The following is an 11,637-nucleotide window of genomic DNA, read 5'->3' on the forward strand; positions in this document are numbered from 1 at the left end:
AAAGGTGCGGCCTGTAGCGAGGTGGCACCTTTTTTTGTTGGTAAGAAGATACTTTGTTATTAGGCTGTTTATATGTCGTAAGTTTGTTTAGAATGCCGTGCATTAAATTGGTGCGCTAGTGTGCAGGTAGGCTGGGAGAAAGGTAAATGTCCAGATTAACGATAAAGAATGCCCTTGATCAGTTGGGTGAAAATACCGTTCCTTTTGTTGAAGTTTTCAGCCATGGCTCACTTAATATTGAGATGTATAAACCTATTGGAGAAGATCTTCAAAAACCCCATAGCCGAGATGAAGTCTATGTAATAGCCTCGGGGACAGGGCACTTTGTCAATGGGGAAGAGTGTCACCCTGTTGAACAGGGAGAAGTGTTGTTTGTTCCTGCAGGGCAAGTGCATAGGTTTGTGGACTTTTCAGAGGACTTTTCAACTTGGGTCATTTTTTATGGCCCAGAGGGAGGTGAGGGAGCTCATGGTAAATGTTAACTAAGGCTATTCTAAAAGAATGGTGAACGCTTAATTGTAGGGATCTAAAACAAAAAAAAGGTGATGGTATGGTTTCAGCGCTTTATGCCTCGTTATTAGCTTTGTGGCTATGTTATTTAGTTATTGTTGTCGTAAAGGCACGTTTAAAGAATCAAGTGCTATTGGGAGATGGCGGTCATAAAGACCTGCTGGCTGCTCGGAGTGCTCATTCGAATGCTGTGGAAACCATTCCAATCAGCTTGATACTGCTGTTTTCACTAGAATGGAATGATGGGGCTATTTGGTTGGTTCACCTTCTTGGATGTTTGCTATTAGTTGGGCGCATACTCCATGCCCATGGTATTTTAACAGAAGGTTTGAGATTTCGAAAAACAGGTATGCAGTTGACCTTGCTGGCGATAGTGGTGGCTGCTATTGCAAATATTTGGGCGTATTTGTTAATCAGTTTCTAGGAAAGTTAAGCAGCCAGTTTTTATTTTTATTTTGAATAAGGATGTTTTCATTGTCATTGCAACAGGAATTCTTTGCTCGTAAATACGTTTTAGTATTGCTCGCCATTTTATGCACTTTCTTGTGGGGAAGTTCATTTCCTGCAATTAAAGCCGGATATGAGGCTTTATCCCTAGACAGTCAAGATACTCCCTCACTCATGGTGTTTGCAGGTGTCAGGTTTTTCTTGGCAGGTGTGTTTCTATTGGCCTTTGTGTACCTGACTAAACGGCCAAGTATCCCCATGAGTGTTAACAATCTTAAGCAGTTAACCCTATTAGGTGCAACGCAGACCAGTCTTCAGTATTTATTCTTTTATATTGGAGTGGCCAATACCACTGGGGTGAAAGCCTCTATTATGAGTGCGACAAGTACTTTTTTTAGTGTGTTCATTGCCCACTTTCTTTACCAGACTGAAAAATTGACTCAAAGAAAATTAGTGGGCTGCTTGCTTGGTTTTACTGGAGTTTTAATGGTGAATTTCAGCCACTCCTTGTTAGCCATAGACTTTTCCATTAAAGGAGAAGGGGCCATTGTCCTTGCCGCATTAATTCTGGCTGTAGGTTCTATCTACGGCAAAGCGGTGTCACAAACCTTAGATCCCATGTGTATGACCGCCTGGCAGTTGACGATTGGCGGTATTATTCTTTGGCTTTACGGGGCGATACAAGGTGGTCAAATGGGCGAATTAACGGTCACGTCAGTGCCTTTATTGATATACCTAGCGCTTTTATCGTCTATTGCTTTCACGCTTTGGAGCTTGCTTTTGAAGCATAACCCAGTGGGCATGGTGACGATTTTTAGTTTCCTGATCCCCGTTTTCGGTAGCGTCTTGTCTGGTATTTTCTTAGGTGAGTCCTTCCTTGAGTGGAAAAATCTATTAGCGCTCTTGTTCGTCTGCTTAGGCATCTATTTAGTGACTAGAATCAAAATAAAAGCGGTTTAGGTTCACATGCTAAAGCACCAAAAATTAATACTATAAGGACTGACTAAGTTTAGTTTTGACAGTTTAGGAAAATCTTTGAGCTTTACTTTGCCCTTTTTGAACTTGGGCCGAATGCCGTTGATACGTACTTTCTTTGCAGTGAGCTGATCTGCCGTAATTTCAAAGCGGCGCTTTTTTGCGCCAAACTGTGAGCAGTTCATGAGTTTAGGTTGTGGTGTCATATTGATGATTAAGAGGGTTTGTCGGCCTTCTTTGTTAGCGCTATGGCAATATACCAGTACTCCAGGGTCATTACTGCTCACATCGTATACTTGCTCTCCCATGAGCTTTTTCCAAAGCCAACTGACCCAAAAGTCAGGGTTAGGTTTCATGCTGGCGTGGTTGACTAGCCCATAATCTCCTCCTACTAGGCTTTGCCTAACCATGACTTTTTGTCCTGTTAAGGCGCCTCGTCCTAGTTGGTCAGCCCACCAAAAAGAAGAGACAAAACGGTCTGAGAGTTTTTCTTGCCCGCCGCATTGAGCCGAGCCTGTTTCTCCCGTCCAAACTTGAGCCTTGGGTTGATATTGATCTTTAAGCTTAACCAAATAACGTGAGTATTTAGAAAAATCTTTAAAGGAGGCTGGGGTTAATAGATTTTTCATACTAGCTGACCGTGTTCTAATGGGCGAGCGGCTACTCTGAAATGGATAGTAATGCCATGTAACAAGGTCAAGTTTTTCATTCAGCTTAGCAAGAAAAGGCGCCGACAAATTACTAATGGGTTTTATGGTTTCACCAATTCTAGGCCAAAAAGCGCTGCCAGGACCTGCAATTAAGCTGTTGGGGCTGTGCTCTCTAATCGTACGAATGAATGTGTCAAAATCAGTGGCAAGTTTTTGCGCGGAAGGCTGGGCGGTTAGGCCATGAAAGGCCCAGTATGCATTGAGTTCGTTGCCAAGTTCACACACATGGATTTGTTGTTTATGTTGAAGGCAATATTCGAGTAAGTGACGAACTTGGTCGGCTTGCCATTTACCCTGCTGACTGCGTTGAAATAAACCGTATTTGAACGTAAAAATCAGTTTGAGCTGATTGTCATGGCAGAAGCGTTGTAATTCATCCCACATGTTTTGGGTTAAGGTCAGAGTACCATCATGACAGGAAGGTTCGTCATCGAAAAAGTAGTGGATCTTGTCGGCCTCTGAGCCCCCAACTCGTAAATATGCTGGGGAAAGTGCTTGAGCATAATTTCTGAGTGCTTGTTGTGTGACGTCTAATGGGGCAACTCGTTCAGTTCCTAATCCCCGTTGACTACTTTTTCCGCCTTCCCACCAATAACCTCCTGCTAGCACAGAAATATCGATTGAGAAGGATAAATAATGACGGTCTATTTGCTGAACTGGGCTCACATGGCGTAGCTGTACGGTAACCTTTTTATTATGGTTAACTAGCCTATTGTTTGGATAGAGTCGGCTTCTCAATGAGTTTAAATACACAAAAGAACTTCCAGTCAAATATGTCATAGCATGCAAAAAGAATATGACAGACAGATAACAACAAAGAGAAAAAGCAATTAGCCTAAATTTGTATTAGGATGATGTTTCCGGCATTAGGAGAGGTGAGGAATGTATTCATCAGTGGTGAAATGCCTAATAGTCTCTATTAGTGTTTTTTTATCTGCTTGTGGTAGCCGCTCAATTGACCCAAAGATAGAGTTTAACCTGCAGCCTTTTGTGGGGACTTGGTACGAAATAGTTCGTCAGAATCAAGCGTTTGAAGAAGGGCTGGTTTCTGTCACTACTGAAATCGCTCTTACAGACAAAGGCATGATTAAGGTTCTGAAAAGAGGTTATTCGTTGGCAGAACAGGTGTGGCGTGAAGCGTTTGGCCGAGCTTTTATTTTTCAGTCATACGGGCAGAGTTATTTGAAAATTCAATTTGAGGGGCCTTTTTACGGCAGTTATTTAGTGTTCGAGCTTGATCAAAAAAATCAACAATTCGCTACCATGGCAGGACCTCACAAAGAGCTCTTTTGGTTATTGTCACGTAGCGCTAGCATGCCCACTAAAGCGCAAAAAAGGATTTTAGATGAGGCTTTTGAGCTTGGCTTTGAAATGGACCGATTAATAGAGGTGAGCCAATTAGGGCCCAACCCTTAACGCCCGTGTTGGGCTATTGAAAGGTACAGGTGATGGTCTGTTTAGCATTTTGATTAATACAGACTGCTAAATACGCCTCGGGGCTATTTAGTAAGGCGTAGTGTTGGTCTGACTCTCTGCACCGACTCACGAACTGTTGCATGGTGCGGTTAAACTTTTCTCGGGTTAATTCATCCAAGGGTGTTCCTGTACTGTCGTAGGCTAGGCTTTGCTCAGCCTGAATGTCACGTTCTAACTCTTGTGATAGGGCTGTGAGGCGGCTAATGGATGCTCTAATCTGGTAACAGTGGGCGTTATTACCCTGTTGCTGGCAATCTTCTAGATCTATTTCTAAAGCCTCAATTTCAGTGTTAATGGTGTTTAGATCTTGCTGTTGGTTTACTAATTGAAGGTCTTTTTGCCTTTGCACCGCTTCTTTTTCTTCCAGTTGTTGAAGCTGCTTTGTAAGTTGTCGTTCATCTGCAAGGCACTGATGTCCAAAGTGAATTAAATCGGCTTGTAAGTAAGTGGAAAAAGAGAGACCACAAAAGCTAATTATCCAAATGAAGCGATGTGTTTTGGTGATAATGAGCATGGCGATGTTCTCTCCTGAGCGTAGGTAATGCTTCATATTTGTGTTAATTTAATAGCATCAAAGTTTACCTTCTAAAGAAACGTTAGGGAAAGAGTGCATTAATCGCTAGCAAACGTTACTCCTTAACGAGATACACGATTCAAGGAAAAATGGCAGTGAGTTGTAAAGAAAGGCCTTATGGGTTAGAAGTTCATCAACAAAGGGATAATTTATACGCAGAGCTTCACTCTCGTCCGTTTCAGGTTATTCCGAGTCCCGCGCGAATTAGTTACCTTGCAGTTTTGATGGACCCAAAACAAAAACGCCAAGATTTTGATAACTTCTGCGAGCTGTTTCGACACTATGATGAGCCTGTACCACAAGCAGACGCTATTTGCATTGAAGCCGAACTTGGTGGTGTTAAAGTGCGTCGTGACAAACACTCTGAGTTTACCACCTATATGGTCACTTTCTCTGGTGAGATAGGGGAGGCTGCGCCATTTGAGAATACACCTTTATCTCGACTTCCTTCTCATTGGCTTGAGAAAATGCCAGGTCAAGTTATCGCATCGTTTCATTTGGCCGTTGAAGATGCTAGAAATACCCCCGACCCCGATTTAAATCATGCAAAAGCCCAATTTGAAGAAATGCGTTTGGTGGGCAGTCGCCCGCAAAATGGTGGCGCACAAGTGTGGACCAGTTTCCAATTACATAGCGATGGTTGCGGTCGATTTCTTATTTACAACAAACGCATGAGTGACAGTCAGCTTGGGCGAATGGTGTTGCGTATTATTGAGATAGAAACGTATCGACTGATGAGTTTGCTCGCTCTGCCTTTAGCACGAAAATACAGTAGTAAACTGCTCGAAATGGATCAAAGGCTTGCGGATACGACCCATAGTTTAGCGGATAACGACCACGACTATAACGACTCAGACTTACTTGAGGAACTCATTAATATGGCTGCTTGGGTTGAAGCAGCGAGAGCGAAGACAACTTATCGTTTCAGTGCCTCAAGAGCTTATCATGAACTTGTGTTAAAGCGATTAATTGAGTTAAAAGAAGACGAAGTCTCTGGGCACTTAACCATTACCGAGTTCATGACAAGGCGACTCGATCCTGCTATTAGTACCTGTCATGCAACTGAAGCGCATTTAGAGAACCTATCTAGAAGAATAGACAGAGTGTCCGATATGATGCGAACTCGCATTGAAATGCGGATTCAGTCACAAAATCAGCACCTTTTGGCATCAATGGATAGGCGTTCAAAAATTCAACTGGCAATGCAACATACAGTAGAAGGCTTGTCAGTTGCGGCCATCAGTTATTACAGCGTTGGCTTATTGAAGTTTTTAATTGAAGCTGCTTACGACAAAGGCCTTGAGTTCGATAAAAGCTTGGCTGTTGGCGTATCAGTGCCAATTGTAGTGTTTGGTGTATGGTTTGCCACAAGGCGGATTCATAAGCGCTTCTTGTTACTTGCAAAGAAGCAAGACCACTAACTCGTTCGCTATAAGCATTAATGGCTAAAAGTGCGAGCTTGCAGCAGGTTTTATGCCCATTTGATGTCTGTGATGACTAGGTAGGTGAATCCGTTCTCGGCGGGTATTCTATAGGCCCCTTTTGCTTTCAAAATAAAAGCGCTCACTGAGGTCATATCCCAGCCATCGGGCTCGCTACCGAACCATTTGCTTTTTATTAAGGGCTTGAAGTTGTGCTCTTCACCATACAGTTTGACCTTATGCATTTTACTTTTCGCTTTTTGCAGAATGGTGTCGTTAGCCCACGACCACAACCAAGTTTTGGTCTGGCTTGATAGTGCCCCCACAAATTGCACCTTCGCAATGACTTTGGTTTCTTGTTCGTCCGAGAAGGTTAAAGTAGCGTTTTCTTGATCCCAGTCATAACGTTGGTATTCTCCAATGTTAAACTCTTTAATCAGTTTATCCTGTCTATTTGAAAGGTAATCATGTGAGTGTACGACAAACTGCTTCCACTGAGCGTTTTTAGAAGAACCGAAAGCTTTTTTGAGAAGAGAGTATAAGTTGTTCATGGAGTCAGCCAGTTTTGTTTTAGTCATACAAATTCTATCGGCAAGGTTCTTAGGATACAAGTTTAGTCGAGTGCTGGCGGCTTCAAAGTTTACCAACCATGAGGTGACTACTTACGAATGGAAATAAAACAATTGCAGAACATAAAGTATAGGGTAGCGGATACTTCAGACATAACTTGCTTATTAGAGTTAGAGCAAGCGGTAGTGGAAGCAGAGCGACCTTTTAATAGTGCGATTAAACATGAAGGAGCTAAGTATTATGACCTAGACGCTTTGCTACAGGATGATAAAAGTCTGTTACTGGTGGCCGAGTTAGACCAAAAAATAGTGGCTACAGGTTATGTGCAAATCCGCAGTTCCAAGCAATCCCTAAGTCATAACCAACATGGGTATTTAGGGTTTATGTATGTGGATCCTTTATTGCGTGGTATGGGAGTGAACAAAAAATTGATTGCACAGCTTATTCAGTGGGGTAAAGCACAGGGTGTCCTAGACTTTTATTTAGATGTGTATGCAGGTAACGATAGCGCTATTCGGGCTTATGAAAAATTAGGCTTTGAGTTTAATTTACTGGAAATGAAGCTAAATATTGACACTTAAGGAAGGTACGAACAAGTCTACTGGCCTCAGCGTGTGGACTTGTTCGCACCTCCCTTAAGTAACAGTTCGTTTCATAATGGTGTAAATTGTTACATTAACTTGAATAGATGTGTTTTTTCCGTTTCACTAGCTTTAAATAAATGGATTTCAGAGCGTTTTGAATAATTAAATCCAATGAATAGTGCAATTAAACTTTGGTCACTACTGCTAGATTAAGGGAGCAACTATGTCTCTATCAATTAAAATGCGCTTAGTACTAATGGGTACGTTTCTGGCGGTTATCCCGACCATTATTGTTGGCTTGATATTGAGTGACAATGCCTTAAACAAGGGCTCGGAAGCCTTACGACTCAGTGCAAAAAATCAGCTGGTCATGGCACGAGAGCTAACAGCTGACTCGATTGAGACATATTTTTCTTTTATTAATAATCAAGTCAAAAGCATGGCGGAAAACAATGCTGTATTAGACGCTTCTGAAGAATTCTCTAAGGCGTTTAATCAATATTCGTCAAACAGCTCTGCAGATTACACAGGGTTGCAAGATTATTATCTCAGTGATTTTGAAAGCAAATATCAGAATTTAAATAATGGTCAATCGAGTAACCCTACGCATTTATTTGATGAACTGAGCCCAATTGCGAAGAGCCTACAAAAAAAGTACATATCAGATAATCCAGCGCCGTTAGGTGAAAAAGATAGCCTTTATTTAACCGATGATGGTAGCGAGTACGACCAGCTTCATAATCAATACCACGAGATGTTTCGTACCTTTCAGCAAAATTTTGGTTTCTATGACGTATTCTTAGCGGATGCCAAAACAGGGCATATCATTTACAGTGTTTTCAAAGAGTTGGATTTTGCCACCTCGTTATTGTCCGGCCCTTATCAAAATACAGGTATATCAGAGGCTTTTCGTGCTGCTCAGCAGGGCAGTAAAGGTGAAACTTATCTCACAGATTTTAAACCTTATACACCATCGTATAATACCGCGGCTTCTTTTATTTCGACTGGCGTATATCGAGCTAATCAATTAATTACTGTGTTGATTTTTCAAATGCCAATTGATCGCATTGATGGCGTGATTACCCATCATAATAAGTGGCAAGAAAGTGGACTTGGCGAAACAGGGCAAACCTACCTAGTAGGGCAAGACCAAGTGATGAGAAGTAACGACAGGTTATTGATAGAGCAGCCTGAGGCTTTTCTTGAGTCGTTGAAAAAGACAAACATAGACACTCAAACTCTGAACAAAATCTCCAGTCAACAAACAACGATCGACCTTTTAAAAGTAGACTCTGAATCGGTCCAGCAAGCCGTAAAAGGTGAATATGGCTTTGTAGAAACAGTGAATCATTTGGGAGAAGTCGTACTCAGTGCCTATCAGCCTTTGTCAATCCAAGGTGTGAATTGGGCCTTATTAAGTGAAATGAATGAAAGTGAGGCTTTATCGTCAGTTAGTGAATTACGTACGACCATCTACCACAACCTCATACTGGTATCTTTAATCGCTCTGTTTGTGGGAGCGCTATTAGGTTGGTTATTAGCGAAAATCATTGTGAAGCCCATTGATGAAATGGTGTCTTTGATGAAGGACATTGCAGAGGGCGAAGGTGATCTAACTCAACGTCTTCCTGTTAAGGGTGAGGATGAACTGTCTAAGCTAGCAAAAGGAATTAATAGTTTTATTGGTCATATCGATGGGACTTTTGCGTCGGTTTTAGGCTCGGTTATTCGTTTGAAGCCCATTTCTGATGATTTATCTGATGTCAATCAATCCTTAGGAAAGGCAACTGATCAACAAAAACAACAGGCTGAAAAAGTGAATCTGTGTTTGCAAGAAACGAACGAGTCCACCTTATTAGTTGAGAAAGAATTAAAGCAAATTGGTGAATCTACAGCCTTAGGTAATAGCCGAGTTCGTACCAGTGACGCAGTCGTGAAAGACGTTTCTGTTGGCATGGGAGAGTTATCCTCTGAAATCACTTTGGCGGTCGAAGCACTGTCTCAGTTAAAAGCAGATACAGATCGTATTTCGGGTGTTATTGATGTAATAAATGGGATCTCTGAACAAACCAATTTACTGGCGCTGAATGCGGCAATTGAAGCTGCGCGAGCTGGAGAAGCTGGGCGAGGGTTTGCGGTTGTCGCCGATGAAGTACGTACTTTAGCCTCTAAAACCAGACAATCAACGGATGAAGTGGCTGACATGGTGGGGGCGATTCAAAAAGGCACCCAAGAGGTGGTTAGACGCATGGAAATTAGCAAAGCCAACGCGGATCAATCAATGCAATTTACCGATAAAGCGACTCAGTCACTGTCTGAAGTGATTGAGTCTATGAGAGTTATGTCTGAAAAAGTCGATCAAATCGGTATGGCCATTCAAGGCCAGAAAAGTAATTTTGATGAAGTAACAACTCATTATGATTTAATGCGAGATAGTTTTATATATATTAACGAGCAAACGCAGCTTTCATCTTCTGTCGGGACTGATGTAGTAAAACTTGCTGGCCATGTTATGGAGCATATCAATCGCTTTAACATAACTGACAATAATTTATCAGCCGTACGCAGAAGCTCACTGCGCGATGATGGCTCAAAAGCTGAAAATGACTAACTACCAAGCCGCTGTCTAAGCGGCTTGAATAGTTGCTTCTGTTGGCTTTTTCTCAGCCCAAAAAATAATGCATAACGCAAGTAAGCCCATTAGAAAAAAGCCTCCTGCAATAGGGATTAGCGTGTTGTTATAAAGTTGTCCAATGGTCGTACCAATAGCCATCGACATTATTGAAGAGACAGAGCCAATAACCGCAGAGGCGATTCCCGCAATGTGTCCCATTGGTTCCATCGCTAAGGCATTTACATTACCAAATAACAAACCGAAGCAGAAAAATAACAAGGCGGCGTAAGTTAGAAACATCCATAAGCTAATAGCAACAAAAGCGTGCAAGGATAAGAATACCGCAGAGCTAATCACCACCGCTAAGATGGCTCGGAAAGTAATGACTTTCGGACCTCTTTTTTCCACAATCTTTGAGTTTACTAAGGAAGCAAAACCTAAAAAGAGCGCTAGGATACCAAAATACACAGAAAACATATTACCAGCTTCAAATTGCACCTGAAAAATCTGTTGAGAAGAGTTCAAATAGCCAATAAAGCTGCCAAAGAATAGTCCCATGCAAACGGTATAGCTGGCTGTAATCCTATGAGTAAGTACCTCTTTAAAGCCATCCATAAAACCTTTTTTACTAAAAGGAATACGTTTTCCTTTTGGCAGTGTTTCTTTTAATCGGAAGCTAACCCAAAGTATTAAAATGGCTGCGTAAACTAGGTATAGCTCGAAAATACCGCGCCAGTCAGATACTAATAGAATTCCCTGACCAAGCGTTGGAGCAATGGCAGGTACGAGTACAAAAATCATCATAACTAGGGACATAATGCGTGCCATTTGAGCACCTTTAAACAAATCACGCACCAAAGACACTGCTGAAATATAAGGCCCTGCAACGCCTAACCCTTGAATGAAGCGCCCCACCATTAGTGAACTCAATGTGTCGGCTTGATAGCACAACAACGTACCCACTAGGTACAGGGCAAAACCGCTAAATAGTATGGGGCGGCGTCCTAAGGCATCGGATAGAGGTCCACAAATGAGTTGACCGAGTGCCATGCCGAAAAACAGCATACTAATCAGTAACTGAGGCTGGTTGGCCGACGTAGCATTCAGCTCTTTGCCAATAATTCCTAAAGCAGGTAATAAGGCATCAATTGAGATGGCAACGATCGACATTAATGAAGCGACGAGAATGGTAAATTCAGTGGAAGATATCCCTGTCGAATGATTGGCATGTTTGTCCATAAAGGCTCCTTGGCAGGTATGGTGACCGAATATCACTACCTGAACATGTAAGGTTATGTAATTTTGTGGCGCATTATACTCTCTTCATACTGAATAAGAACGTATATATATGCATAAATCATGAAAGCTTTATCAGAAGTGGCGTTTCAACAAGAGAGACTTTGATTTTTGTTTTTCTCTCCTATAACTTAGCCCTTTTAATTAACGCATGGTGAAGCAGTTAACATGATTAACGATGACGAAGTAATTACAAGTTTAGAAGAGCTTGAGGCATTTATTCTGCAAGTTGAAGCAGGTGGGTTTGGTTTAAAAAATGCTTCAGGGGTTGCGCTAGCTACTAATAACTCGAATGGGCGCCCATTCGTTGCGGTATTAGATGACAAACAACAACTGGTACTAGGGCGTTGGGTAACTCAAGATGTATTTGATAATGGCAAAGAGATCGTGCAATACGGACCAAGAACACACCATTAATAACTCCCACAAAAGAGCAGGAGTTATTGATCTATATCATCGG

The 11,637-nt window shown here is 41.9% G+C and carries 12 protein-coding genes; 8 read left to right on the top strand and 4 right to left on the bottom strand.

Features of this window, described 5'->3' with window-relative positions:
* The first annotated feature begins 146 nt into the window (after positions 1-146).
* The 3 genes from ACYVGZ_RS07870 (at position 147) to ACYVGZ_RS07880 (ending at position 1,917) form a co-directional block, all read left to right on the top strand.
* Positions 147-482, top strand: a complete 336-nt coding sequence (locus tag ACYVGZ_RS07870) for a cupin domain-containing protein (RefSeq protein WP_460753613.1) — start codon at positions 147-149, stop codon at positions 480-482.
* Positions 483-550: 68 nt separating this feature from the next.
* Complete coding sequence (locus ACYVGZ_RS07875; RefSeq protein ID WP_460753615.1) at positions 551-934, top strand: MAPEG family protein; 384 nt, start codon at positions 551-553, stop codon at positions 932-934.
* 50 nt (positions 935-984) lie between these two features.
* Complete coding sequence (locus tag ACYVGZ_RS07880; protein WP_460753618.1) at positions 985-1,917, top strand: DMT family transporter; 933 nt, start codon at positions 985-987, stop codon at positions 1,915-1,917.
* A 2-nt stretch (positions 1,918-1,919) separates the two neighbouring features.
* Here the strand turns inward: ACYVGZ_RS07880 and ACYVGZ_RS07885 are convergent, their stop codons facing one another.
* On the bottom strand, positions 1,920-3,395 hold the full coding sequence (locus tag ACYVGZ_RS07885; RefSeq protein WP_460753621.1) for a glycosyl hydrolase family 79 N-terminal domain-containing protein: 1,476 nt from the start codon (positions 3,393-3,395) through the stop codon (positions 1,920-1,922).
* A gap of 129 nt (positions 3,396-3,524) precedes the next feature.
* Between ACYVGZ_RS07885 and ACYVGZ_RS07890 the strand changes: the two genes are divergently transcribed.
* Positions 3,525-4,058 (top strand): lipocalin family protein, encoded by a 534-nt coding sequence (locus tag ACYVGZ_RS07890; protein WP_460753623.1) that lies wholly within the window; start codon positions 3,525-3,527, stop codon positions 4,056-4,058.
* A 13-nt stretch (positions 4,059-4,071) separates the two neighbouring features.
* Here ACYVGZ_RS07890 and ACYVGZ_RS07895 read toward each other — a convergent pair whose 3' ends face one another.
* Complete coding sequence (locus ACYVGZ_RS07895; protein WP_460753626.1) at positions 4,072-4,632, bottom strand: hypothetical protein; 561 nt, start codon at positions 4,630-4,632, stop codon at positions 4,072-4,074.
* A 155-nt stretch (positions 4,633-4,787) separates the two neighbouring features.
* On the opposite strand from ACYVGZ_RS07895, the gene ACYVGZ_RS07900 reads away from it, so the two are divergent.
* On the top strand, positions 4,788-6,113 hold the full coding sequence (locus ACYVGZ_RS07900) for a DUF3422 family protein (protein ID WP_460753629.1): 1,326 nt from the start codon (positions 4,788-4,790) through the stop codon (positions 6,111-6,113).
* Positions 6,114-6,163: 50 nt separating this feature from the next.
* Here ACYVGZ_RS07900 and ACYVGZ_RS07905 read toward each other — a convergent pair whose 3' ends face one another.
* Positions 6,164-6,691: a DUF6882 domain-containing protein gene (locus ACYVGZ_RS07905; protein WP_460753633.1), complete on the bottom strand. Its 528-nt coding sequence runs from the start codon at positions 6,689-6,691 to the stop codon at positions 6,164-6,166.
* A 90-nt stretch (positions 6,692-6,781) separates the two neighbouring features.
* Between ACYVGZ_RS07905 and ACYVGZ_RS07910 the strand changes: the two genes are divergently transcribed.
* Together ACYVGZ_RS07910 and ACYVGZ_RS07915 are read left to right on the top strand one after the other, a co-directional pair.
* The gene (locus ACYVGZ_RS07910) at positions 6,782-7,264 is read left to right on the top strand and encodes a GNAT family N-acetyltransferase (RefSeq protein WP_460753636.1); all 483 of its coding nucleotides are present in this window, start codon (positions 6,782-6,784) and stop codon (positions 7,262-7,264) included.
* Positions 7,265-7,490: 226 nt separating this feature from the next.
* Positions 7,491-9,878: a methyl-accepting chemotaxis protein gene (locus ACYVGZ_RS07915; protein ID WP_460753639.1), complete on the top strand. Its 2,388-nt coding sequence runs from the start codon at positions 7,491-7,493 to the stop codon at positions 9,876-9,878.
* 15 nt (positions 9,879-9,893) lie between these two features.
* Here ACYVGZ_RS07915 and ACYVGZ_RS07920 read toward each other — a convergent pair whose 3' ends face one another.
* Positions 9,894-11,120 carry a multidrug effflux MFS transporter gene (locus tag ACYVGZ_RS07920; protein WP_460753641.1) on the bottom strand — a complete coding sequence of 409 codons (1,227 nt, stop codon included), beginning with the start codon at positions 11,118-11,120 and terminating at the stop codon, positions 9,894-9,896.
* A 225-nt stretch (positions 11,121-11,345) separates the two neighbouring features.
* On the opposite strand from ACYVGZ_RS07920, the gene ACYVGZ_RS07925 reads away from it, so the two are divergent.
* Positions 11,346-11,594: a hypothetical protein gene (locus ACYVGZ_RS07925; protein WP_460753644.1), complete on the top strand. Its 249-nt coding sequence runs from the start codon at positions 11,346-11,348 to the stop codon at positions 11,592-11,594.
* Positions 11,595-11,637 lie beyond the last annotated feature (43 nt).

It is taken from the genome of Marinomonas epiphytica (genome assembly GCF_054780655.1).

Excerpts from the sequence above, each read along its gene's own strand:
- ACYVGZ_RS07895 (WP_460753626.1), bottom strand. The coding sequence starts at position 4,632 with ATGCTCATTATCACCAAAACACATCGCTTCATTTGGATAATTAGCTTT.
- ACYVGZ_RS07920 (WP_460753641.1), bottom strand. The coding sequence starts at position 11,120 with ATGGACAAACATGCCAATCATTCGACAGGGATATCTTCCACTGAATTT.
- ACYVGZ_RS07875 (WP_460753615.1), top strand. The coding sequence starts at position 551 with ATGGTTTCAGCGCTTTATGCCTCGTTATTAGCTTTGTGGCTATGTTAT.
- ACYVGZ_RS07870 (WP_460753613.1), top strand. The coding sequence starts at position 147 with ATGTCCAGATTAACGATAAAGAATGCCCTTGATCAGTTGGGTGAAAAT.
- ACYVGZ_RS07890 (WP_460753623.1), top strand. The coding sequence starts at position 3,525 with ATGTATTCATCAGTGGTGAAATGCCTAATAGTCTCTATTAGTGTTTTT.
- ACYVGZ_RS07915 (WP_460753639.1), top strand. The coding sequence starts at position 7,491 with ATGTCTCTATCAATTAAAATGCGCTTAGTACTAATGGGTACGTTTCTG.
- ACYVGZ_RS07905 (WP_460753633.1), bottom strand. The coding sequence starts at position 6,691 with ATGACTAAAACAAAACTGGCTGACTCCATGAACAACTTATACTCTCTT.
- ACYVGZ_RS07925 (WP_460753644.1), top strand. The coding sequence starts at position 11,346 with ATGATTAACGATGACGAAGTAATTACAAGTTTAGAAGAGCTTGAGGCA.
- ACYVGZ_RS07910 (WP_460753636.1), top strand. The coding sequence starts at position 6,782 with ATGGAAATAAAACAATTGCAGAACATAAAGTATAGGGTAGCGGATACT.